General features: G+C 65.9%; 19 protein-coding genes and 1 tRNA gene. 8 read left to right on the forward strand and 12 right to left on the reverse strand.

Annotated elements, in window-relative coordinates; genetic code table 11:
* Positions 1-68: 68 nt before the first annotated feature.
* The 5 genes from HOY44_RS12430 to HOY44_RS12450 form a co-directional block, all read right to left on the reverse strand.
* Positions 69-1,055, reverse strand: a complete 987-nt coding sequence (locus HOY44_RS12430) for a LacI family DNA-binding transcriptional regulator (protein WP_287434917.1) — start codon at positions 1,053-1,055, stop codon at positions 69-71.
* Positions 1,056-1,137: 82 nt separating this feature from the next.
* Positions 1,138-3,681 (reverse strand): hybrid sensor histidine kinase/response regulator, encoded by a 2,544-nt coding sequence (locus HOY44_RS12435; RefSeq protein ID WP_287434918.1) that lies wholly within the window; start codon positions 3,679-3,681, stop codon positions 1,138-1,140.
* Positions 3,682-3,723: 42 nt separating this feature from the next.
* Entirely contained in the window at positions 3,724-4,248 is a 525-nt protein-coding gene (locus HOY44_RS12440; protein WP_287434919.1) for a putative pterin-binding protein, read from the reverse strand.
* A 107-nt stretch (positions 4,249-4,355) separates the two neighbouring features.
* Positions 4,356-5,243: a UTP--glucose-1-phosphate uridylyltransferase gene (locus HOY44_RS12445; protein WP_287434920.1), complete on the reverse strand. Its 888-nt coding sequence runs from the start codon at positions 5,241-5,243 to the stop codon at positions 4,356-4,358.
* Between the two features lie 23 nt (positions 5,244-5,266).
* Positions 5,267-6,625: a WecB/TagA/CpsF family glycosyltransferase gene (locus HOY44_RS12450; RefSeq protein WP_287434921.1), complete on the reverse strand. Its 1,359-nt coding sequence runs from the start codon at positions 6,623-6,625 to the stop codon at positions 5,267-5,269.
* A 285-nt stretch (positions 6,626-6,910) separates the two neighbouring features.
* On the opposite strand from HOY44_RS12450, the gene HOY44_RS12455 reads away from it, so the two are divergent.
* From HOY44_RS12455 to HOY44_RS12465, 3 genes are all read left to right on the forward strand, one after another.
* A complete protein-coding gene (locus HOY44_RS12455; protein ID WP_287434922.1) occupies positions 6,911-7,522 on the forward strand; it encodes a response regulator in 612 nt (203 codons plus the stop codon).
* A gap of 115 nt (positions 7,523-7,637) precedes the next feature.
* Positions 7,638-9,092: a GumC family protein gene (locus HOY44_RS12460; RefSeq protein ID WP_287434923.1), complete on the forward strand. Its 1,455-nt coding sequence runs from the start codon at positions 7,638-7,640 to the stop codon at positions 9,090-9,092.
* A complete protein-coding gene (locus HOY44_RS12465) occupies positions 9,089-10,366 on the forward strand; it encodes an O-antigen ligase family protein (protein ID WP_287434924.1) in 1,278 nt (425 codons plus the stop codon). The genes HOY44_RS12460 and HOY44_RS12465 overlap by 4 nt, the downstream gene beginning before the upstream one ends.
* A 57-nt stretch (positions 10,367-10,423) precedes the next feature.
* On the opposite strand, the gene HOY44_RS12470 is transcribed toward HOY44_RS12465, so the two are convergent.
* The 4 genes from HOY44_RS12470 to HOY44_RS12485 are packed head-to-tail and all read right to left on the reverse strand — an operon-like array spanning position 10,424 to position 14,604.
* Positions 10,424-11,428: a glycosyltransferase family 4 protein gene (locus HOY44_RS12470; protein WP_287434925.1), complete on the reverse strand. Its 1,005-nt coding sequence runs from the start codon at positions 11,426-11,428 to the stop codon at positions 10,424-10,426.
* A 15-nt stretch (positions 11,429-11,443) separates the two neighbouring features.
* The gene (locus HOY44_RS12475) at positions 11,444-12,430 is read right to left on the reverse strand and encodes a glycosyltransferase family 2 protein (RefSeq protein ID WP_287434927.1); all 987 of its coding nucleotides are present in this window, start codon (positions 12,428-12,430) and stop codon (positions 11,444-11,446) included.
* An 11-nt stretch (positions 12,431-12,441) separates the two neighbouring features.
* Complete coding sequence (locus tag HOY44_RS12480; protein WP_287434929.1) at positions 12,442-13,365, reverse strand: glycosyltransferase family 2 protein; 924 nt, start codon at positions 13,363-13,365, stop codon at positions 12,442-12,444.
* Positions 13,366-13,368: 3 nt separating this feature from the next.
* Positions 13,369-14,604, reverse strand: a complete 1,236-nt coding sequence (locus tag HOY44_RS12485; protein ID WP_287434931.1) for an oligosaccharide flippase family protein — start codon at positions 14,602-14,604, stop codon at positions 13,369-13,371.
* A 204-nt stretch (positions 14,605-14,808) separates the two neighbouring features.
* Here HOY44_RS12485 and HOY44_RS12490 point away from each other — a divergent pair, with 204 nt between their 5' ends.
* Complete coding sequence (locus HOY44_RS12490) at positions 14,809-16,035, forward strand: polysaccharide biosynthesis/export family protein (protein WP_287434933.1); 1,227 nt, start codon at positions 14,809-14,811, stop codon at positions 16,033-16,035.
* 141 nt (positions 16,036-16,176) lie between these two features.
* Positions 16,177-16,641: a hypothetical protein gene (locus tag HOY44_RS12495; protein WP_287434935.1), complete on the forward strand. Its 465-nt coding sequence runs from the start codon at positions 16,177-16,179 to the stop codon at positions 16,639-16,641.
* A 115-nt stretch (positions 16,642-16,756) separates the two neighbouring features.
* Here the strand turns inward: HOY44_RS12495 and HOY44_RS12500 are convergent, their stop codons facing one another.
* The 3 genes from HOY44_RS12500 to HOY44_RS12510 all read right to left on the reverse strand — a co-directional run bounded on the left by HOY44_RS12500 (position 16,757) and on the right by HOY44_RS12510 (position 21,914).
* The gene (locus HOY44_RS12500; RefSeq protein WP_287434937.1) at positions 16,757-21,040 is read right to left on the reverse strand and encodes a beta strand repeat-containing protein; all 4,284 of its coding nucleotides are present in this window, start codon (positions 21,038-21,040) and stop codon (positions 16,757-16,759) included.
* Between the two features lie 258 nt (positions 21,041-21,298).
* Positions 21,299-21,374 (reverse strand) — tRNA-Ala (locus tag HOY44_RS12505).
* A gap of 207 nt (positions 21,375-21,581) precedes the next feature.
* Complete coding sequence (locus tag HOY44_RS12510) at positions 21,582-21,914, reverse strand: TIGR02300 family protein (protein WP_287434939.1); 333 nt, start codon at positions 21,912-21,914, stop codon at positions 21,582-21,584.
* A 120-nt stretch (positions 21,915-22,034) separates the two neighbouring features.
* On the opposite strand from HOY44_RS12510, the gene HOY44_RS12515 reads away from it, so the two are divergent.
* The 3 genes from HOY44_RS12515 to HOY44_RS12525 all read left to right on the forward strand — a co-directional run bounded on the left by HOY44_RS12515 (position 22,035) and on the right by HOY44_RS12525 (position 24,254).
* On the forward strand, positions 22,035-22,775 hold the full coding sequence (locus HOY44_RS12515) for a M48 family metallopeptidase (protein WP_287434942.1): 741 nt from the start codon (positions 22,035-22,037) through the stop codon (positions 22,773-22,775).
* Positions 22,776-22,805: 30 nt separating this feature from the next.
* Positions 22,806-23,471: a GntR family transcriptional regulator gene (locus HOY44_RS12520; RefSeq protein WP_008331367.1), complete on the forward strand. Its 666-nt coding sequence runs from the start codon at positions 22,806-22,808 to the stop codon at positions 23,469-23,471.
* A gap of 84 nt (positions 23,472-23,555) precedes the next feature.
* Positions 23,556-24,254, forward strand: coding sequence for an intradiol ring-cleavage dioxygenase (locus HOY44_RS12525; RefSeq protein ID WP_287434945.1), 699 nt, complete (start codon positions 23,556-23,558; stop codon positions 24,252-24,254).
* Positions 24,255-24,293 lie beyond the last annotated feature (39 nt).

Raw genomic sequence — 24,293 nt, forward strand, 5'->3', positions numbered from 1 at the left:
CTTCGTCGCCTTCACCTAGCGGCAGCATCGCGGATCGGGCAAGGGTGACCACCGAGCGTGAAAAGTTTTCAAGCCGTTTCGCGCCGGATCATTTCGACCGGCAGAATACGGATTGTGCCGCCGACAGTCGGATCGGCCTTCTGCGCGTCGATCAGATCCAGCGTTTCGGCTACCATACGGCGCAGCGGCTGGCGGATCGTGGTCAGTCGGTAAGAGGGCCACGCAGACATTGGAATATCGTCGAACCCGATGATCGCCACGTCCTCCGGCACGCCCAGCCCCGCCTCGCGCGCCGCGTCGACCACCGCCAGCGCCATGACGTCGTTCAGGGCAAAAACCGCGTCGGGCGGGTTCGGACCGTCGAACAAAGCCCGCGCCGCCGCAAAGGCCGTGTCGTAGCGATAGGCACCGTCGGGCGCGGCAGTGAGCGGTCGACCCAACGCGGTCAGCGCATCGCGAAACCCCCGGCTGCGTTCGATGTGCGTCGATGTATCAGCGCTTCCCCCGACCATGGCGATGCGCTTCCTGCCGAGGGTCGCAAAATGTCGGGCCGCCAGTCGCCCGCCCGCGTAGTTGTCGCAGGTCACCGCCGTCATGGCGGCGTCCGGCTGCACCCGATTGAACAGGATCACCGGCATCCCGGCGTCGCGACAGGTGCGTGCAATGCGTGACGACATATGCGCCGAGGTGACGATGGCCGCGTCCGAGCGATAGTCGAGCACCTGCTGCAACACCGCGTCCACATCCATGTCGGGCGGCACCGTATGCAGGATCAGGCGTCGCCCCGCCGCGTGGATCGCCTGTGAAAGCTCCGCAGCCGCCACGGGATAGAACGGGTTCTCCAGATCGCCCGCGACGAGGGTGATCGTTCCGGTCGTGACCGAGGCCACGGCTTGCGCGGCAGGCGAGACATAGCCAAGCGCGCGGGCGGCTTCGATCACACGGGCGCGCTTGTCGTCGGACAGGGACCGATCCGACCGGAACGCACGTGACACGGCGGACCGGGACACGCCCGCCCGTTCCGCGACATCCTGAGCAGTGATTTTCCGCGCCACGTGATCCTCGCCCTCTGCTGCGAGGTGACTTGAAAACATTTCAATGCGTGGATCAAGAGATCGGCCGTGGCCACCAGATGTCTCAGAGTGCGGCGGGGGCGCCCGTGTCGGACAGGACCGCCTTGCGGGTGTCGGCCCACAAGGGCACGAGCGTGGCGATCAGATCGGCAAGACGACCCTCGGAAACGCCTTCGCGGCAAGCGCTTTCGGTCGTCTTGAGCGCCTCGCGAAGCGGGCCTGCCCCGAAGATCGCCGCCGCGCCCGCCATCTTGTGACAGCGGTCCGCGACTTGGGCCGGGCCTTCGCCCCCTGCCGACAGCATGGCGACCAGCGCGTCGCCGTCATCGACGAAGGTCTGGCGCAGCTTGGCGAACAGGTCGTCGCCGATTTCCGACCGGAATTCCGCCAAACGCCCCGGATCGACGAAGCCGGTCTCGGGCCGGGTCGGTTCGGTCATGGCCTCCTGCGCGACAAGAAGCTGGCGCAGCCTCGCCCGGTCGATGGGCTTGGACAGAACGCCATTCATCCCGGCCTCGGTGAACCGCGACACCTCCCCCGGCATGACATGCGCGGTCACCGCGACGATGCGCGCGGTCTGGCACGGCCCCGGCGTCGACCGGATCAGTTCCGTTGCCGCCACACCGTCGAGTACGGGCATGGAAATATCCATCAGGATCAGGTCGAAGGCCGCCGACTGCGCCAGATGAACGCCTTGCAGACCATCCTCGGCCTCGACCACCCTGTGCCCGTCCGCGATGAGCATTTCACGCAGAACCGTGCGGTTGATCTCGTTGTCTTCGATGACGAGGATCGATTGCGCCTGTGCGGGCCGGGCCGGAAGCTTGGCCTTGGTCCCGGTCTCGACGGGATCGCTTGCGTAATCGAGCGGCAGGTCGATCCAGAAGGTGCTGCCTTCGCCAAGCTCGCTTTCCGCGCCGATCGTGCCGCCAAGTGCCCGCGTCAGGCGCCGCGCGATGCCAAGGCCCAGACCGGTGCCGTTGCGGGCCCGTCCATAGGATCGGTCGCCGGTCTCGAAATCCTCGAACAGCCTGTCGATATCCTCGGGTGCGATGCCGATCCCGGTGTCCGAGACCGTGATCGTCACATCGGCCCCACCGCCTTGCGGCACCGCGCCGATCTCGATCCGTATGCGCCCACCGCGCGTGAATTTCACCGCATTTCCGACGAGGTTGATAAGGATCTGCCGCAGGCGCTGCGGGTCGGTCATGACGGGCGGCAGGGGTTTGCCGACCCATGACCATTCGATCGTGTTTTCCGAGGCCGAGGCGAGGTCGCGCTGGTTGTCGACGACGCTTCGCACGAGCGCCGACAGGTCGGTCGGCACGAAATCGACGTCGAGTTTGCCCGCTTCGTATTTCGTCACGTCGAGCACGTCGTTGATATGGGTGAGCAGCAGGCCCCCGGACACCTCGAGATTGTCGACATATTGCGCCTGTTTCGCCGACAACTTGGTGCCCTTGAGCAAGGCCAGCGTGCCGAGCAGACCATTCAGGGGGGTGCGCATTTCATGGCTCATGACGGCCAGGAATTCCGACTTCGCCTTTTCGCCCGCCACGGCCTTGTCGCGGGCTTCCACGAGGTCGGTTTCGGCTTTGACCCGGTGCGAAATGTCGCGCAGGTAGCCGACGAAAATCTCGCCGTCGCTGCCCTCGGCGGACTCGATGGCCATTTCCGCCGGAAAGACCGACCCGTCCGATCGCATCGCTTCCAGCTTGATCCGCCCCTGACCGATCACCCGCTTCTCTCCGGTCGTGCGAAACCGCTCCATGCCGGCCTCATGGGCCTTGCGCAGATGCGGCGGCACGATGATCTCGCTCATCAGTTGCCCGATCACCTGTTCACGCCTGTAGCCGAAGATGATTTCGGCCGCGTCGTTGAACGCGATGATGCGCCCCGTCCGGTTCGAGACGACGATGGCATCGAGCGAGGTGTTGACGATGGTCTCCATCCGGCGCGAGGCCGCTTCGATGGTGCGCGCGCGCGCCTCGTTGCTGCGGTTCAAACGGAACAGAACGACCGAAGCCGCGAAAAGGCCGGTCAGGACCACGATGGTCAGGATCGCCAGATAGAACAGCGTGTCGGCGATTTCCTCGCGCCGCAGATCGGCCTGTTGGGCGAAATAGCCCAGCCCCGTCGCCGCCAGTTCGCGCACGGTGGTGCGGGTGTCGAGCATATCCTCGAAAAGAACGGGCAGTTCTCGGGCCAGAGCGTCATCCGCACCGTCGATCAGCGGCACGGAGGTATCGAGGAAATCTCGGATGACGGAAAGCTGGCGGGCAAATGCGGGCTGTTCGCGTAGTCCGGCATAAAGATCGCCCTCCGACAGGGTGCGGATACGGCTGTAGAAGATGTCGAACTCGCGCCGGACGGTATCGAGGTCGTCGGTGCGGCCGAGTTGGAATTGCTCGATCGCGATGGCGAGATCGAGGTATTCGACTTCGACCTGCGACAGGGTCCACTGGATGTTGTCGGACGCGGCCGTTTCGAGCAGCCGAAGCTTGCGCAGAACCTCGCCACCAAGGGCCACCGACACGACGACGCCCGCGATGGCCAATGCGGCGATTGCGAGCGTGCGCAGGTAACGGTGGCGACGGGTGAACGGCATGGCGACCTGTCGAAACGGGTGGGTCTTTGCCCGCCCGAGGTGTTAGCGGACCACTTCGATCCGGTCCAGTTGCCAGATGCTGCGCGAATAGATCAATTCGCTGGCATAGTCGGTGTTTAGATCGTACGGGTAGACGATCCAGAGCGGCCCCTTGTCGCGGACGGACATCGGTTCGCCGTTGCGCAGATAGGCGATGATCGGGCCGCCTTCGACCGCATCCGAGACGGGGATTTCGACCATGTAGTCGTTCAGCGCGCGGGCTTCGAGCATCCCCTCGTCGACGCCGAGCGCGTCGAGCAGATCTTCGAGTTCGACGCCGGTGAAGCTCTGTTCGCCCTCGGTCCAGATCGTCGTCGTCGAAAAGGTGGTCTCGCCGATGTCGGCAAGCATTTGGGTGTCGAGGACCGCCGCGCCCTCGGTATTGGTGACGGCGATGTCGCCGGTCACGCGGAGGACGACATCGCCGGTCGGTTGCGGAAGGCCATCCGCCATGCCCGAAAGTGGGGCAGCGACCGTGAGTGCTGCCACGACGACCCCGCGGGCGATGGGTCCGTGAGTGGTGAACATGAAGACAACCTCCGTTTTTCCGACGCTGTCCATGTATCGCACGTTTCGTCCCATCCGAAACGGGCTTCGGGATAGCGCACTACCCGTTCGGATAGTGCGCCATGAGATCAGCCCGCAAGCGCAGCCGGCCGGTTCCACCGCGCAAGCGCGTCATGGACCGAAGCGGCAAGTTCGGGCCGGTCCATCGCATAGGCGATCGTTGCCGCGACGAACCCGGCCTGCGACCCGCAATCATAGCGCGTCCCTTCGAAGGCATAACCATGCACCGGGACCGACGCGGCATCCGCGTTGATCGCGTCGGTCAGTTGCAGCTCGCCCCCGGCGCCGGGCGCGATCATCGCAAGACGGTCGAAAATCGACGGGGCGAGGATATAGCGGCCCACCACGGCCTCACGCGATGGCGCGACCTCGGGCCGGGGTTTTTCGACCATGCCGCTCGCTCGCGACAACCGCCCGGTCGTGGACTGAACCGCCAGCACACCGTACTTGGACACGTCGGGTTTCGCGACTTCCATCGTCGCCACCATATGCCCCCCGGTTTCGGCATGGGCGGCGATCATCTGCGCCAAGGCCGGACGCCCCGCGCGGATCACGTCATCGGGGAGGAGGACCGCAAACGGCTCGTCCCCCACCGCCTTGCGGGCGACGCGCACGGCATGGCCCAGCCCACGCGGCTTGTCCTGCCGCAGGATGGTCAAAGCGCCTTCGCCCAGCCGCGTCTGCTCCAGTCGGGCGAGCAGGTCGTGCTTGCCCGACGCGGCGAGCCGCGTTTCCAGCATTTCGGCGGTGTCGAAATAATCCTCGAGCGCCCCTTTCCCGGCAGCGGTCACGAAGATGAACTCTTCGATCCCGGCGGCCCGCGCCTCGTCGATCGCGTATTGGATCAGGGGGCGGTCGATGAGAGGCAGCATTTCTTTCGGGACCGATTTGGTCGCGGGCAGGAAACGGGTGCCGAGACCGGCGACGGGAAAGACGGCTTTGCGAATATGGGACATGAGAAATCTCCTTGATTGAAGCGTCAGTAAGCGCCGCGCCCGGTCAGGACGGCACGAAAGGTGAGGGCGAGCAGAACGGCGTCGAGCAGGACGGACCGGGTGCGGGCATAGGCGATGTCCATATCGACCATCTTGTCGAACCCGATCTCGGCACGGCCCGACACCTGCCAGACACCCGTAAGACCGGGTTTTACGGCGAGCCGCCCAAGGGCGCGCGGCGGATAGGCGGCGACCTCGTTCGGCAAGGCGGGGCGGGGCCCGACGATGGACATATCGCCCGTGAGCACGTTGAAGACCTGCGGGAGCTCGTCGATGGAATAACGGCGCAGGAGGCGACCGACGCGCGTGACACGGGGGTCGGTCCGGGACTTGAAGCACACGCCGCTACGGTCCGACGTTGCGAGCAGGGCATCGCGCCGCGCCTCGGCATCCACCGCCATCGAGCGGAATTTGAGCATGCTGAACGGCTGACCGTTGCGCCCGACACGGGTCTGGCGAAAGAACACCGGCCCGCGCGTATCGGCTTTGATCGCCAACGCGGTGAGCGCGAACAGCGGAGACAGGGCAAGGATCACCGCGCCCGCGACCAGCAGATCGAACGCACGCTTCGCGATGGTGTGCGGCGCGATCAGACCCAGCGTGCGGATCAGGAATTCGGGATTGCCGATCACGTACCGCCGGAACATCCGCCGCGGTTCCACGGCCAGCCGCCACAGCCATTCGCCGCGCACTTTCCGCAACAGGCGCGGCGCGCGCGAGACGTTGCCCGCGAGGAAATCGAACAGCGCGCCGACGCCGAGCGTCAGGGGCGGGGCAAGGTCGTCGCCATGATCCGCGATCCACTGGTCCTGAAGCGGCACGCCCATGGCGACCATCAGAATGTCGGCGCCCGACGCGTTGATCGCCCGGATCGCGGCCTCGTTATCGCGCGCGCCCTCGTATCCGTCGCGGGTGCCCGCGATGACCAGGCCGGGGATGTCGCGGGCGAGACGCGCCGCCGCCGCGTCCGCCGTGCCGGGGCGCCCGCCGAACAGGAACACCGACTTGCCGCGTCTGGCAGCCTCGGCAAGCAGGCGAGGGCCGAAATCGGTGCCGTTCAGGTTCTCGGCCATCCGGTGCCCGACCGCGCGGAACGCCAGTTCGATGCCCGCACCATCGGGCAGAACCACGTCCGCCGAGCGCAGGGCACGGGCATAGGACAGGTCGCGCGCGGCGAGGTTGATGCAATGCGCGTTGACGAAGTGAACCCGCCGCCGCCCCGGGGCGAGCAGGTGGTCGACGACCCGGTCGCCCGGCTCCGAAACGACATCGAAGTCGAACAGACGAACGGTCGTGAGCGGTTCCGGGGCAGGCAGGGCGAAAGCGGCGTGATCGTGGTGCATGGCAGATAACTCCTTGAATTACAGAGTTTCTGCTTGTCGGCCTTCCTCATTTCCAGCGAACAGGCGGACAGCCCCCAAGCCTGAACGGAGGCACCATCCGTCCGAAGGGACGCGTTGCCAAGCCAGCGGGTATCGGCGACTATCCGATCGGATAGCGGACGCCGCGAATGACCGTTTGCGCTAAATTAACTCGCGATTTAATGAGACGAGCCGGCACCGCCGCCAAATTTTGGCCGATTTCCTTTGCGAAAGGGACGGCCCCGACAAAAAAGAGCTTATCGCACCATGCGTATCCTGATTGCCGATGACCATGACCTGTTGCGCGACACGCTCGTCGCCTTTCTCGAATCCGCCAGCGGTTTCGAGACGGAAACGGCTGCGGATTACGACGGGGCCATCGCGCTTATGGAGCAAGGCGAACCCTTCGACCTCGTCCTGCTCGATCTGAACATGCCGGGCATGAACGGGATCGACGGGTTGGAGCGGGCGATGAAGATCGGCGGCGACCAGCGTGTCGCCCTCATCACCGGCACGGCCACGCGCGAGATCGCGCAACAGGCACTCGACCTCGGCGCCGCCGGTTTCCTGCCGAAGACGCTGTCGGCCAAGTCGCTGGTCAACGCCGTGCGCTTCATGGCGATGGGCGAGCAATACGTGCCCGTCGATTTCATGACCGCCAAGGAAGAGGCGAAGCATCCGCTGGCCGAAAAGCTGGCCGAACGCGAGATGCAGGTTCTGAAGGGCCTGACCGAAGGCAAGTCGAACAAGGAAATCGCCCGCGATCTCGACCTGACCGAACCGACCATCAAGCTTTATCTCAAGACGCTTTATCGCAAGATCGACGTCAACAACCGGACGCAGGCGGCGCTCGTCGCGCGTGAAGCCGGGCTTTACTGACCGCGCCAACTATCCGACCGGATAGCGCGCGCCCCAACGGGGCCGTCGGCTCCTCCCCCCGCGCCGGGGCTTTCGCACGGCACTTGGCTTAGGTCTGTGCGCGAAGGAGCCCCCCATGTTCGCGCGACCCCGAGAGTTTTCGACCGTTCTGCATCATCTGCGCCCGATCCGGACCCCGATCGGCAAGGCCAGCATCGGCCGGGTGCTTGTTGGCGGTCGTATCGACGACGCCGGCCGCCTTCCCCGCTATATCGGCATCACGCTTCTGGCCGCCTCGCTGATCTGGGCACCGATCCTGGGCTACCTCGCGACCGCACCGGCCCGCTACACGTCTCAGGCCGTCCTTATCCTGCCCGGCTCGGGCGCGTCCGCGTCGGTCACGCTGGACAGCATCGGGCAGGCCTCGTCCCATGCCAGTTCGCCCTTCGCCAACAATTCCGTCAGCCCGACCGTCACCTATAAACGCCTGATCGGCGCGGACCGGATCATCGCGCACGCGGCCGAAACGGTGGGGACGAGCCGGGCCGATTTCGGATCGCCGCAGGTGCAACTGATCGACCAGACCGGGATGATCCAGCTTTCGATCACCGCTGGGTCGCCCTTCGCGGCGCAGGAGCGCGGGGATGCGCTGATCGCGGCCTTCTTCGAAGAACTCGATGCGCTGCGTGCGGACGAACTGGGCACACGCGAAACCAGCGGCGAGGGCGCGATCGAGGAATTCCGCGCTTCGGTCGCCGCGACCCGCGCCGAGATGGAGGCGCTTCAGCGCGAAACCGGGCTCGTCTCGGCGGGACAGTATGAGCAGATCGTCTCGGAAACCGATGCGCTTCGTCGCCGCGTGCTCGACCTCGAGACCGAGTTGGACGAACAGACACGGCAGGTCGATGCCCTGGTCGCCTCGCTCGCGATCTCTCCGACGCTGGCTGCGGCCACGATCAAGCTTCACGCCGACAGCGAGTTTGCGGCGCTGGCCGATCAGATGGCCGAGCAGTCCGCCGCCTTGGCGATGGCGGCCCAGCAATACGGCGCGAACCATCCCGAACGTGTGGGCATCCGCACGAAGTACCAAGCGACGCTGGCCGAGGCGCGCAGGCGCGCGGGGCGCATCACAGGCCTGAGCGCGGATCAGCTCGACGCCCTCGACCTTGCCCCGGTCGGGGGTCGTGCGGACCTGCTCGCCCGGCTCGTGGAATACGATGCCGCCCGGCAGGGGCTGGCCGCCGAACATGCCACGCTGGCCGCGCAACTCGCGGCGGACGAGGCGAAGACCGCCGCGCTTCTGGAACCCGCCGCGCGGCTTGAAGACCTGCAACGCAATTTTCAGGTGGCCGAGGCGGTTTTCGCCTCGGCGATGGCGCGGGCGCAGACCACAAAGTCGGACCTCTATGCCTCCTACCCGCTGGTTCAGGTGCTCGAAGACCCGAACCTGCCCGACCAGCCGTCATCGCCGCGCAAGAAACTGGCCCTCGCTGCGGGGATCGCCGCGACGCTGATGCTCTTCATGGGCCTCGCACTCGGCTGGATGCGCAGGCCGCTCATCAATCGCCTGCTCGCAAAGCCCGCACCGTGAGCGTGACGCCCGCCAACCCGGCCGAGCGGATCGTCTACCGGACGCAGGCGCTGACATGGGCTTTCTACGGGATCGGGGCGCTCTATGTCGTCGGGCCGGTGCTGGGCTGGATACTGGCGGGTCTTGCCGGCCTGTCGCTTTACCTCGGCCCCGCGATCCGGCCCGATCTGCGCGCGACGGGCCACATTCCGCCGGTCGTCTGGGCGTGGATGCTGGGCATGGTCGTCATGCTCGTCGCGCTCTGGGTCGGCCACGTCAACTGGTCCTACGGCATGGGCGCGACCATCAAGTCGACCATCGGCTGGGCGAAGGGCTGGGCGCTCATGGCGCTGTTTCCGCTGGCGGGCGCGGTCCTGCCGATCCGGCGCGAGGTCTACGTGCGGGGCCAGATGAAAATCGCGCTCTGGACGCTGATCCTGACGCCGATCCTGATCGCCGCCCCCTATGTCGGGTTGCCCGAACGCATCTTCACCTCGCCGCTCAAGGCCGTGGGTGGCCCCGGACCGGAGTATTTCAGCGTCTTTTTCTTCACCTGGGATCCGGCAAGCTGGACCCCGCGTTGGCAGTTCTACGCGCCATGGTCGCCCTTCGCGGCCTTGCTGGGTGTTGTCCTCGCCCTATTCGCGCTCGAGGAACGCGACAAACGATGGCGCACCATCGGCATGACGGCAGCGATGGTGATGATCTTCGCGTCGAAATCCCGCATGGGCCTTGTCGGTCTGGTCGCCTGCACGGTGGTTCCCCGCGCCATGCCGCTTATTGCGAAAAGCTGGGCGTGGAAGGTGGGTGCGGGCATTGCCGCCTCGTTCGCCGTGATCGGCCCGGCCGTGGCGCGTATCGCGTCGGATGCCGTGCGCACCTTCAAGGATGCGCGCGCCGACAGCACGCGGGTCAGAGCGACACTTCAGCGCATCGCGGGCGAACGCTGGCGGAACGAGGCGTTCTGGTTCGGTCACGGCAGGCCCGAGCCGGGGCCGCATATCGTGGAATACATGCCGATCGGCAGTCACCACACCTGGTGGGGGCTTTTGTTCGTCAAAGGGCTCGTCGGCTTTTTGGCCCTCTTCGTGCCGATGCTTTGGCAAACCGGCCTCGCGCTTGTCGACGCGGCACGCGGGCCGCGGGGTCGGCTGCCGCTGGGGATCATGATGACCCTGATCCTTCTCAGCTTCGGCGAGAACGTCGAGATCGAAGCCTACATGCTCTGGCCCGGCCTCATGATCCTCGGGCTTCATGCCCGCGAAATGGCGGACGACAGACCCGACCGCACATAAAAATGGCCGCGCCCGGTTGCCCGAGGCGCGGCCCTGCACATGCGGGACGGGGGTGCGTTATGCCGCGTGCGCAGTTTCCTTGTCTTTCAGAAGCGTTTCCACCAGCCGCTCCCAGCATTCGGCGAACCAATGCGTCGCCTCGGACGCGTCGACGCGCGCCCGCTTGATCGCGACCATGTCGGGCGTGTCCAACCCGTCGAGCGCGGCCGTCCAGCCACGCACCGAGCCATCGCGCACGAGTGTCGCACCGGCTGAGGCGTGGTCGCGCAGGCCGTCAACATTCGATACGAGCAGCACGCGCCCGGCGGCGCGGGCTTCGAGCGCGACAAGGCCATAGGCCTCCCACCTTGACGGCATCGCGACCGCTTCGACCTCGCCCATCGCGCGGGCCGGGTCGGACACGTGGCCCATGAACCGGATGCGGGGGTCACCAGCCGCCAGCGCGACCAGCGCCTCGCGTTCGCCGCCGTCGCCAAAAAGGCGAAGTTCGAGATCCTGTCGCGGACAGGCCCGCATCGCGGCGATCAGCGTGTCGAATCCCTTCTGCGGTTCAAGACGGCCAAAGGCACCGATCACGCGGGGCGCCTTCTGGATGGGGTGCAGCGCAAGAAACGGTGCCACATCGATGGCCGATGCGATCACCTCGATCTGTTCGGCGTCGGCCAGACCCTTTTCCACCATCCATGTGGCCTGCGCCTCGCTCACCGCGACGATGCGTTCGAACAGCGAGAACGAGATCCGCAGCATCGTTGAGAACCGGCCCATGCGCGCCACGTTGTGTCGCGCGAAGGCGGCGGTGTAGCTGTGTTCGACATGCACCATCGGCGTGCCCGAATGGACGGCCCGAAGCTGCATGAGCCACGGTAACCGCCGCCAGTTCAGCGACAGGTGCGAGACGATCAGGTCGGCCTCGACACGCGGAACGGCCCAACCGGAGCGCGGCAGCGGGATGATGCGGTGGCGGGCCAGGCGGGCCATGTCCGCATCCCGCTGGATGTGCTCGATGACGCGCATGACCCCGCCCGGGGTCGTGTCGTCGACAAGATGTGCGATGGTCGTCATGCGGATGTGCCTTTGTCAGTTGTTGCGCGCGCGCCGAAGCGCGGTCTCGGCAGCGGTGACCACGCGCGGACCGGACAGGTCCAGCGCCAGTGCCGCCGCGTGGGTAGTGATCGTCTTGAGCGGCTCGAACAGAAGCGGATGCAGCGACGTGGACAGCGACCGGGACGAAAGCGCCCGGGCGCGGCCACCGTCGCGCGCGCTTACCGCGCGGCGGGCAAGGTAGCGCAACTGATAGGCGCGGGCCGCTGAGGCATGGCGCGCGATGAAGGCCGGGTCGATGGTGCTCAACTTGGTCACCATCCTCTCCCAGCTCGCAAGCTGCCGTTCGGTCCCGGCCGACAGGCCCGCGCCGTTCACCCGGTAGAGCGTCAGGGGCGCGCGCAGGCCAGCCACCTCCCACTCGGTCGTCAGGGCGAGACGCATCCAGCATTCGATGTCTTCGGACTGGGCGAAGGTTTCATCGAACACCCAGTCGCGCACCTTTTCGATAGCCGGGCGGAAGGCCAGATCCTCCAGCGCCGCGCGGCGCATGACCGGGGCGGACCCGTTGCCCACGGGATTGCGGCGGAACAGATGCGCCGGGGTGACGCCGCGCGTTTTCGGCCGTTGAAAAAGCCCGGTGGGCTCCCCGGCATCGTCGATCAGTTGCGACCCCGAATAGCTCAACCCGACCGAGGGGTTGGCACGCAGGAAATCGACATGGGCCGCGAGCTTTTCGGGATGCCACAGATCGTCGGAGTCGCAGAAGCCCACGATCTCGCCGGTCGCATGTGCGATCCCGGTGTTGCGGGCCCCGGCCAGTCCTCGGTTCGATTGGCGCACGACCTTCAGGCGTTTGTCGCGCGTGTACCAGTCGGCGATCTCGTAGGTGCGGTCGTAGCTGCCGTCATCGACGACGATCACCTCGACGTCGCGAAAACTCTGCGCAAGGAGCGAGGCGAGGGTGGCGGACAGGGTGGTCTCGACATTGAAAGCCGGGACGACGATGGAGGCAAAGGGCATGTGCGATCCTTTCAAGCGGCGAACAGGGCGCGGCGCAGGGGTCTTGGAAGAGCGGGCGAGACGAGGGCGGCGATGGCGGTCGCCAGCCCCCGGCGCACGGGCGACAGAAAAGCGCGGGGGTGCGTGGCGAGACCTTCGAGCGCGAAGCGAAGCGCGGCCCGCGTGCCGTCCTCGGTGCGCAGGGCGCGGCGGGCGAGGTGACGCAGGAAAACGGCCTCCTGCGCCCGACTGGGGCGCAGCCCCGACCGTTTCGCCCGCGCAAGGACCGCCCGCCGCCCGTCGCGCATGGCCACCAGCCGCGACGACAATCCGCCGTTGTCCGTACGATAGCGAATGTGAAGCGCCGGATCCCCGACGATCCGAATGCCCCGCGTGACCAGACGGATCAGGAAATCTAGGTCTTCGTTGTAGACCATCGTTTCGTCCAGCCCGCCCTGCGCGCGAAAGACGCTGCGCCGGATCGAGAGGTTCGACATCGTGCAGACCGGGTTTTCGCCCATCAGCATCTCGGCGGTCAAAGCGCCGCTCGGCACCGTCGAGCGCCGCATCGCGCCACGTCGGTCACCCGGAAAGAACGCGACCTGACCATAGGCCGCGTCGATGCCCGGATCGGCGAACATCCGGTCGAGGCGCGCAAGCTTTTCCGGTTCCCACATGTCGTCCGCGTCGCAAAAGGCGATGATGTCGCCGCGTGCAGGTTTCGACACGCCGAAGTTCCTCGCGGCACTCGGCCCCTTGCCGGGATTGCGAAAGGCCCGCAGGCGGCTGTCCTCACGCAGACGTTCGCGCAGGATCGCGGCGGTGCCATCGGTCGACCCGTCGTCGACCAATATGACCTCCCAGTCCGTAACGGTCTGGGCGGCGATCGCGTCCAGCGTTTCGGCGATGGTCGCTTCGGCATTGAAGACCGGGATGACGATGGAAAAGCGGGGCATGGATCAGACCTCCTGCATACGGGGTGAGAACGCGGCGCCAAGCGCGGGAAGGGACGCGATCAGTTGGGTGACCGTCGCGGTCACGAGGTATCCGACGGCGATGGCCGTCAGCCCGAAGGGCGCCATGAGGGCGGTGTTGACGAGCAGGGCGGCGGTCAGCCCCAGGGTCGTCTTGAATTCGATGCCGGGGCGTCCCGTCGCGCGCAGCCAGCCCGCCGCCGACGTCCAGATCACGCCGGGGATCGCCGCAAGGCACAGGATCGAAACGATGTCGCTCACCCCGTCCCATCCGTCACCGAACAGGATCGGGACGTAATAGGGCGCGGCGAGGGCTTGCAGCACCACGACCGGCGCGATGATCCCGGCCCCCACAAGGAACGCCTGTTTCAATGCGCCCGCGCGATCCTTTGCCGTCGCGAGATGCGGGAAGAGCACGCTTGCGAAGGCGAAGGAAAACGAATTGGCAAGCCCGAGACCGGCGTTGAAGGCCATGAAGTAAAGCCCCAGCGCCTCGGGGCCCAGCAGCGCACCGACCAGCAGCTTGTCGGCATGAAGGCGCAGCGCCTTGACCACTTCGACCCCCAGCACGGGCGCGCCGAAGCCGATGAAAGGCCGGATGGGGGCGAAGCGCGCGCTGCGATCCGCGCGCCAGGGATGCAGCCGCCGCATCGAGATGAGCCAGATCGGCGCCGACAGGAGTTTCGGCAAGACGAGTGCCAGCGGCGAAGGCCAGACCAGCACCAAAACGGCCGTCAGCAGGTTCGCCCCGACCACCTGTCCCCCGGCGATGCCCGCCGTCTGCTTGAGCTTGCCGGCCCGCATCGCAAGCGCGGCCTGAACGAGGCCCGCTGGCATGAACAGAAACTCACCCGCGAGCACGGCGACGAGGATCAGCAGCATCACGTCGCCGGAGGCGAGGGCGAGAGCCGTGCCAAGGGCGAGCTGGATGATGAACAGCGCGACGGCCCAGACCCAGAACAGGCGCAGCGCGGTGCGGGCCAACCCGGCGAGGTCGCTTTCGCGGGCAGCGATCAGGCGTTGACCGATCCCGTTTTCGGTAAGCGATTTCAGGATGTCCGAGGCCGCCATGGCCGCCGCCGCGATCCCGATCTCCTCGGCGCCCAGACTGCGCGCCACCGCCATGACCACGAATATCCGCGACGCCTTGGCGGCGACTTCGGACGCCCCGTAGGCCGCAAGATTGCGGGCGAAAGGGGCGTTGAGCAGGGCAGGGCGCATGGCGGGGTCCGGGATCAGATCGTGGTGCCCCGTTTCTGAACGCTGGCGGGACGTCTGTCTCCCGCGCCACGGGCGAGCCGGCTCGGACGTTCGGATCACCCGCTATCCTTCAGGGTAGCCCGTTCACCCGTCTGCCGCGATGCACGGTCCAAGGGGCGCGCCTAAAAGGCAGGGATACCGAAGCAACCGGACGATGACGCTGCCATGACCACCGCCCCCAAACCTCTTCTCGCCCTGTGCGCCGCCGCGCTGGGCCTAACCGCCTGCGCCGCCGTCGTGGATCACGACAACATCGAACCGGTCGCCCAGGGCGACGCCTATCAGGCACAGTATCGCGAACCGGCGCCGCGCGAAGACGCACCGATCCTGCGCGCCCGCGACATGAACGCCTCGAAATGTCTGCCGCCCCGCGGGGGCGAGGTCGGCGACAGCTTCGAAGGCGGCAAGGGCACGGTGGGGGCCGTGTTCGCGCTTCGGGGCGAGTTCCTGTCGCGCGGCGATCTGGTCGAGGTGCTGGTGTCGGGGGACGAGACGTTCTCGGACCGTTACGAGGTCTCGCGCGACGGCGTGATCCGTCTGCCCTACCTGTCCCCGGTCGTGGCACAGGGGCGCCGGATCGAAGAGGTCGAGGCGGATATCGCCTCGGCCCTCATGTCCGGTGGATATTTCGACACCCGCCCGCTGGTCTCGGTCCGCTTGCAGGACTACGCGGCGGCCAGCGTCGGCGTGACTGGGGCGGTGTTCGAACCGCGCCCGGTCGAGATTGGCGGCGTCAATGGCGGGGAGGTCGACCGGGGCCGCCAGGACACGCTCGGCGCCACCACCGAGGCGCGCGACCTTGCCAACGCGATCCGGGCCGCAGGCGGCATCCGCCCGGATGCCGACCTGTCTGCCATCGAACTGCGGCGCAACGGCCAGCTCTATATTCTCGACCTGCGCGAAGTGCTGACGGGCCGTGACCGGGCGGACATCATGCTCCTGACCGGGGACGAAATCACGGTGCCCAGCCGCATGTGCTTTCAGGATCACCTGATGGTGCCCAGCCCGATCAGCCCGCCGGGCATCACGCTGTTCCTGTCGAACCTCACGCAACCGGCGGCGGGCAATGCCCTGTCCGCGATCGGCAAGGACGTGCGCGAAGTGCCCTATGGCACGCGCTACATGCAGGCCGTGATCGACACCAACTGCGTGGGTGGCACCCGCACGACCAACGCCCACCGCTCCGCAGCGCTCTACACCCGCAACCCGATGACCGGGGTTTCCGCCGTCGTCGAACGCGACATCGAAAGCATGATGCGCCGGGCCGACCGCGACGACTACGATCCCTTTCTTCTGCCGGGTGACGCGATTGCCTGCTATGACAGCGCCGTCACAAACGCCACCGGTCTGGGCAGCGCGATCGGGTCATTGCCGCTCTCGATCCTGCCCTAGCGCCTTGCTTGTGGGGCGGTTGACCCCGGACGACCGGCCCCGTCGCTGATCGACAAGGCAGCGCGGGCGACATACTCTTTGCAAAAGGATGCACGGCCTCCGGGTCGGGGCGCATCGGCGCGGGATGCAGGACGCAAACGGATGATAGACCACACGTATCTGCGCGACTTCGGCGTTCACCATCTTCGCGTGCGTGACCCGTTCAGCCTTGACGAATTCCGCGCCCTTTTGAGCGGGGGAGCGCCGTTCGACGACGTCGACATACCCCCGTTGAAGACGATCATCATCGACCTCAGAGGGGTCGATCTATCGGGCCTGACGGACGCGGAAATGCGGCGCCACGCCATGTTCAAAAGCACGGTCGACAAGAGCATAACCAACGTCAATTGCGCCTATCTGGTGGACAGTGTCGAAGCGCAGGCGAAGGTCCGACTGGCTTTGGTCTATTCGGCCCTTTCGGACGTGACCTCCGAGGCCAAGACGCTCGTGTCGGAACGTCCCGACGAAGTGGAAAGCTGGGTGTCGGGCCTCATGCCCGAAACGCCGCCCGGGCTTTTGGATCAACTCGAGGCGTTGAAGGACGGCTCGGCCCGGAAACAGGTCTGACGGCTGCGGGGCCTAACGACGCACACGGGTGAAGTGCCCTGCGTTGAGCCGGACCTGAGAACGCGGTCGGTTAGCATCGCGTATGACCTGAAAGCCGATTGGCCCCGCCCGTCCCCTAAAGCACGAAATCCCCCGCCGTGAGCGTGAGCAGCCCGGTGAGGTGGATCTCCGCATCCGCCACCGTGTCGCCGTCGGTGTCGAGCGCGATGATGGTGTCGCCGCCGGACTGGCTCAATGTCAGCGTGCCGCCGAAGGCGAAGGCCTGATCGCCGCCCGTGGTCGTGTCGGCGTCGATGGAGCGCAGGATGATGCGGTCCACCCCGGCCTCGAAATCGTCGATCCGGTCGGCAGCCGCGCCGGTCCCGGTGTCGCCCTCGCGGAAGACGAACCGGTCCGCGTCCGCCCCGCCGATCATGAAATCGCGCCCGCCGCCGCCGATCAAGACGTCGCGCCCCTCGGCCCCGTTCAGGAGCGTGTCGTCGCCGTCGCCGCCGATCAGCCGGTCGTTGCCCTCGAAGCCGAACAGGATGTCCGCGCCGCCACGCCCGTTCAGGGTGTTGGCCCCGCTGTCGCCGCGCAGCGTGTCGGCGTGGTCCGAACCGGTCAGGTGCTCGATGCCCGTCAGCGTGTCGCCCGTCGCGTCGCCGCCCGAGGCCGAGCCCGCCGCGAGGCTGATCGTCACCCCCGACCCCGACCCGGTGTAAAGCGCCGTGTCCTCGCCCGCGCCGCCGTCGATGTCGTCGCCTCCCGCGCCGCCGGTCAGCCGGTCGTCGCCGTCGCCGCCGTCGAGGATGTCGTCGTCGGCGCCGCCGTCCAGCACGTCGCGCTCGTCGCCGCCGTAAAGCTCGTCTTCACCCGCGTCGCCGCGCAGCTTGTCGCGCCCGCCGAGGCCCGTCAGCACGTCGTCGCCGCCACGCCCGATGAGCAGGTTGGCGTTCGCGTCGCCGGTGAGCGTGTCGCCATGGTCAGACCCCATCACCCGTTCGATGCCGGTGAGCGTGTCGCCCTGCGCGTCGCCGCCGGTGCCGGTGCCTGCGCCGAGATCGACCGTCACGCCGGCGGCGGACTTCTTGTAGACCGCCAGATCCGCGCCCCCGAGCCCGCCGTCGAGGTCATCCGCGCCAGCCCCGCCCTCGAGCCGGTCGTTGCCGTCGCCACCGTCCAGATCGTCGTCGCCATCGTCACCGAAGAGCATATCGCGGTCATCCCCGCCTTCGACCATGTCGCCGTCGTCGCCACCCCGAACCCAGTCGCGCCCGGCCCCGCCCCTAAGCGTGTCGGAACCCGTGCCACCCAGCACCCGGTCGTCGTCATCCCCACCGTCGAGCGTGTCGTCCCCGTCACCCCCCTGAAGATCGTCCTCGCCGCCGAGGCCGTTCAGGATGTCGTCCAGATGCCCCCCGAGGATCCGCTGGCCGATGTCAGTGCCGGTGCGATCCGCAGACGCGGACGGCGCGCGACCGTAGACGATGTAGGCCTTTCCGGCTGCGTTGCCGCCCTCGTCGTTCCCGTAAGCGCCGACTACGAGGTCATCGAGGCCGTCGCCGTTCACGTCACCAGCTGCCGACACACTGTATCCGGTGTAATCCAAGGCGTTATCGCCTACGACGGAGAAGCCCTGACCGGGCGACATGTCCAATAGGTCAATGTCGGAATGACCCGAAGTGCGACCGAAGACGACAAAGGCCTCACCTGCATCCGTGCCGCCGGTATCGGTGCGCCAAGCCCCGACTACGAGGTCGCCGATCCCATCGCCGTTCATGTCACCCGCGCCCGATACGCTGACCCCCGCAGAATCCAGCGTGAAAGAACCCCTCATCTCGAAACCGTCACCGGATGCGAGGTTCGCTAGGTCGATATCCGCCAGACCCGTGCTCTTGCCGAAGACCACATATGCCTTTCCGGCATTCGGCCCGTTCACGTCGGCATTCGGTGCGCCGATCGCGAAATCGGCGATGCCATCGCCGTTTACATCGCCCAGACCGGACACGCCAAAGCCCGAAAAATCGGAAGAACTCGCTCCGGATATCGTGATCCCCTCGGACGGACCGAGACTGCCGACTTCGATGTCGGAAAAACCGCTGGCTTTGCCGAAGATGAGGTAGGTCTTGCCTGCGTTGCTCGCGGCGTCATCGTTCCTGTTCGCACCGACAAGAACGTCATCGAACCCGTCTCCGTTGACGTCACCCGCCATCGCGACGCTCCACCCTGCGACTTCCGCATTGGAGCCGCCGAATATGGTGAAGCCATCGGATGAGGTAATGGCGCTTAGATCCAGGTCGGAAAGCCCTGACGCCTTGCCGAAAATGACATAGGCCTCGCCGGACTGTGTTCCGGAGTTATCGGCAAACGGGGCACCGATGATCAGGTCGGCATATCCGTCACCGTTGAAGTCGCCGCCTCCCGATACATCGAATCCAAGTTCGTCGTTGTCGCTATCGCCTTGGATCGTGAACCCGTCCGACGCGGCGAGCGAAGACAGGTCTATGTCGGAAAAACCGCCGCTCTTACCAAAGATCACATAGGCTTCGCCCGCATGCGATCCACCATTGTCGCCATAAGGCGCGCCCACGACGAGGTCGTCGATCCCATCGCCGTTCATATCTCCGGCGGAGGCGACGCTGTACCCTAGGTAGTCCCCTGCTTCGTCGCCTCGAATTTTGAATCCTTCGGCAGCCGAGAACGTCGTCAGGTCGATATCGCCCGACCCCGTCGCGCTGCCGAAAATGACATAGGCCTCACCTGCGGAGCTGCCACCGTCATCACCGAAGTGCGCGCCCAGAATCAAATCGTCAAAGCCGTCACCGTTGACATCACCCGCATTCGCAACGTCACGGCCCAATTGGTCGTCCGGTGCATCGCCCACGACAGAAAAACCAAAAGCTCCCCCAAGTGTTCCGGCATTCACGTGGGTACCGAACCCAGTCGCCGAGCCGCCGTAGATGACATAGGCCTCGCCCGCGTCGGTGCCGCCGTCGTCGCCGCCATAGGCGCCCACGATCACGTCATCGATCCCGTCACCGTTCAGATCACCGGCGCCCGAGACGCTCCAACCTGCCCGGTCGTAAGACATGTCGCCCTGAATGATGAAGCCGTCAGCAGCGGCAAGAGAAGACAGGTCGACATTGGAAATCCCGCTCGACTTGCCGAACACGACATAGGCCTCGCCCGCAGTCGTGCCACCATCGTCACCGCCTTGAGCCCCGACGATCAGGTCGTCGATCCCGTCGCCGTTCACGTCCCCCGCGGACGAAACGCTCCACCCCGCATAATCGTTGGAGGCGTCGCCCTGAATGATGAAGCCGTCTGATAGAGTCAGATTCGTCAGATCGATGTTGGTAAAGCCGCTCGCCTTGCCGAAAATCACATAAGCTTCGCCCGCGTTTGTGCCACCATTGTCGCCACCTTCTGCACCAACAACAATATCGTCGATGCCGTCGCCATTCACATCACCGGCCGCCGAGACACTTCGTCCTGCGGTATCGGAATTGGTGTCTCCCTGAATTATGAAGCCGTCCGCAAGCGCGAAAGCGGACAGATCGATGTTCGTGAAACCGGTCGATTTTCCGAAGATGACATAGGCTTCACCTGCACCCGAGCCACCGTCATCGCCATTCGGTGCACCGACGATCACATCGTCGATCCCGTCGCCGTTCACGTCCCCCGCGTAAGACACGCTGAAACCGAGACCGTCACTTGACGCATCGCCCTGAATGATGAATCCATCAGCCGTCGTCAGGATCGTCAGGTCGATGTTCGCGATCCCGCTCGACCTGCCGAAGATGACATAGGCTTCGCCTGCACCCGAGCCACCGTCATCGCCATACGGTGCACCGACGATCACATCGTCGATCCCATCGCCGTTCACATCGCCAGCATAGGACACGCTAAAGGCGGCTTGATCGTTTGCCGCGTCGCCCTGAATAATGAACCCGTCCGCGAGCGTCAGGCTCGACAAATCGATGTTCGCAATCCCGCTCGTCTTCCCGAAGATGACATAGGCTTCGCCCGCGTTGGGATCACTGTCATCGCCGTAGGGCGCGCCGACGATCACGTCGTCGATCCCGTCGCCGTTCACATCGCCCGCATAGGACACGCTGTAGGCGGCTTGATCGTGTGCCACATCGCCCTGAATGATGAACCCGTCGGCGAGCGTGAAGCTCGAAAGGTCGATGTTCGTGAAACCGCTTGTCCTTCCGAACACGACATAGGCTTCGCCCGCGAACGAGCCGCCGTTGTCGCCATAACTCGCCCCGACGATCACATCGGCGATCCCGTCGCCGTTCACGTCGCCTGCGTTCGAAACGCTCCACCCGGCCCGGTTGCCGGACACGTCGCCCTGAATGATGAACCCCTGCGCCGAGGTCAGAAAAGTTAGGTCGATAACGCGTGCAGCCATAATGCGGTCCCCCGAACCAATGCATTTTCAAATCGAATAGCGGCGCCCGGAATGTTGGGCGCTCAGGCCTGAGTTATTGTTAACAAGCATAGGGAAACGAGCGTGTCCCGCAACTCTGCCGTCGGTCGCCCATCCCGGCTGACGGCGATCGGGAGGACGGGATGCGCAGGGCCGAAGGCGTAGCGACGCAGTTGCGGGCTATATGGCACACGCATCGAAACGCGCGAGAAAAACGCTTCTGCGACTTGGAGGGGGATTTGGTGGAGCCTAGGGGAGTCGAACCCCTGACCTCTTGCATGCCATGCAAGCGCTCTCCCAACTGAGCTAAGGCCCCGATGACGGCTGTGCCGTTCGTTCGCGGTGTTTAGGCGAGGCGGGGATGCGTTTCAAGCGAAAAAGTTGTCGGCGGCGGCTTTTGCGTCGACGCGCCCAATGGCCCTGCAAAATCTGGGTTTCCCGGGCCTGCGCGGTCGAAAACCGCCCGCCGCGAACGAAAAAGGCCGGGCGCTGCGGCCCGGCCCAAATCCGTCATGTCAGACGATCACTCGTCGTCGTCCGAGGCGACGTCGGCGATGTCGTCCAGCGACACATCGTCGTCTTCGTCGTCTTCGAGAACGTCATCGCCCAGATCGACATCGTTGTCGTCATCGTCGTCGATCACGTCATCATCGTTGTCGATAAGGTCGTCGCTCTGCGTATCGTCTTTGCGCGATTTCTTGTCGGCCTTGTCGGCCACCATCGTCCGGGTCTTGCCGGTGTCGATCTCGACCACTTCGCCGGTGTAGGGCGAAACGATCGGGTTGGCGTTCAGGTCATAGAACCGTTTGCCGGTCGTCGGGCAAACGCGCTTGGTGCCCCATTCTTCTTTGGGCATGGATAACCCTTTCCGTCATCGTGTCGTCATGCGAGAATCTGGGTGCAACTGCCATATGTGCAAGAGGGTGTCAAAGCCTTTCAAAACCGCATTGGCGATATGGGCGAGCGGGGGCCGGAAATGGGGCTGAGACGGGCATTGTTCGGTGGGGCACCGGATGCGGGGCCGGGCGTGATTCGGGTCGCCGGGTCGCCCGAGGTCACCGTGCGGCTCAAGCGTTCGTCCCGTGCGCGCCGCCTCTCCTTGCGGATTTCGCGGCTCGACGGGCAGGTGACGCTCACGCTGCCGACCCATGTTCCGCGTCGCGAAGCCGAGGCTTTCGTGCATGAGAAAGCCGACTGGATTCGCGGGCATCTTGCCGACCTGCCGGGCGAGCTTCGCCCGATGCCCGGCGATCTGATACCGTTCGAAGGGCAGATGTGCGAGGTCGTCGCCGTCGCCCGCCGTGGCGTCGCGCAGGTGGGCGGCCGGATCGAAGTGCCTTCGAGCGGGGTCGAGGCGACCCCGGCCCGGCTCGGCGCGTTCCTCAAGGTCGCGGCGCGCGAGCGGCTGGTCGCGGCGTCTGAGCGCCATGCCGCCGCCATCGGGCGCGAGATCGGCAAGGTCACGCTGCGCGACACACGCTCGCGCTGGGGGTCGTGCACCCACGAGGGCAACCTCATGTATTCGTGGCGGCTGGTGATGGCGCCGCCCGACGTGCTTGACTATGTGGCCGCGCATGAGGTGTCGCACATGGTCCATATGGATCACTCCGATGCGTTCTGGCGCCAATGCGCGGACCTGTTCCCGGATCACAAGGCGCAGCGTCGCTGGTTGCGGCAAAAGGGCGGGGCGCTCCACCGCTATCGTTTCCGCGATTGACCAATCCGCGATTTGTGATCACGAATAGGCATGGACCAGCCAGCCCCCACTCCGATCCAGCCGCCCGACCCGAATACCTCGGCGCATGAGCGGGTCTACCGCACTCTGCGTGGCCGCATCATGGCGGGCGAGATGGAGCCGGGGGTGGCCCTGACCCTGCGCGGCATCGGGCGGGAATTCGACGTCTCGATGACCCCCGCGCGCGAAGCGGTGCGGCGTTTGGCGGCCGAGGGTGCCCTGACGCTGTCCTCCTCGGGTCGGGTCACGACGCCCGACCTGTCCCCGGAACGGATCGAGGAACTGGCCGCCCTGCGTGCCCTGCTGGAGCCGGAGCTTGCCGCCCGCGCCCTGCCACGCGCCCACAACGCCCTGATCGAGCGGCTGCGCACGATCAACGGACGGGTGGCCGAGGTCGTGGCGAAGCATGACGTGACCGGCTACATCCGTTCGAACCTCGAATTCCATCGCACGCTTTATCTGCGCGCACAGGCCCCCGCGATGCTGGCGATGGTCGAAACCGTCTGGCTGCAACTCGGGCCGACGATGCGGGCGCTTTATCAGTCCCGCGACCGTTCCGACCTGCAAAAGCACCACCGTTCGATTCTCGCCGCCCTCGCAGCCGGGGACGAGCCGGGGCTGCGGCTGGCCGTGCGGACGGATGTGACGCAAGGGCTGAGGATGCTGGTGGGCTTGTGAAGATTACAAATCTGTAATCGCCCCTGCCGACGGACTGCCGCCGCCCCCACGTTAGGGTCGGACAGGCAAACGAAAGGCAGCGCCATGACCGACACCTCACCGACCCGCAGGCAGCTTCTGGCCGCCTTCGCCGCGTCCCCCATCGTGCTGACCGGCGTCGGCGTCTTTCCGAGAGCCGCGCGGGCGCAGGCGAGTTCGGCGGGCCTTATCGCGCCGAACGTCTGTATGGTGATGCCGGAAACGACGGAGGGGCCTTATTACTTCGACCCCGGCCTCGTGCGCGCCGACATCACCGAGGGTCGGGCGGGCGTGCCGCTCGACATGGCCATACAGGTGGTGGATGCCGCTTGCGATCCGATAGCGGATGCGCGGGTGGACATCTGGCATTGCGACGCCGAGGGGAATTACTCCGGCTACGCCCAGAACGCGGGTGGCGACACTGAGGGCGAGACGTTCCTGCGCGGCACACAGATCAGCGATGCACGCGGCGTGGTCACGTTCCGCACGATCTATCCCGGCTGGTATCCCGGCCGCACGACGCACATCCACTACAAGGTGTTTCTGGATCAGCGCACCGTGCTGACCAGTCAGATCTTCTTTCCCGATGCGCTGTCGCAGTATTTTTACCAGTCCGTCGAACCCTACAGCACCCACGGCGCGGATCGTGCGGTCATGAACCGCAACGACAGGATCGCCAGCAGCGTGGGCGACGGGGGCTATGCGGCCATCCGCGAGCAGTCCGAGGCCTACTCGGCGCAACTGGTGGTGGGCGTCGACGTCTGAACGGGAAACGGGAGGGCAATGTCCTGCCCCCTTCCGCGC

Source organism: Maritimibacter sp. (assembly GCF_016774595.1).
Classification (GTDB): domain Bacteria; phylum Pseudomonadota; class Alphaproteobacteria; order Rhodobacterales; family Rhodobacteraceae; genus Maritimibacter; species Maritimibacter alkaliphilus.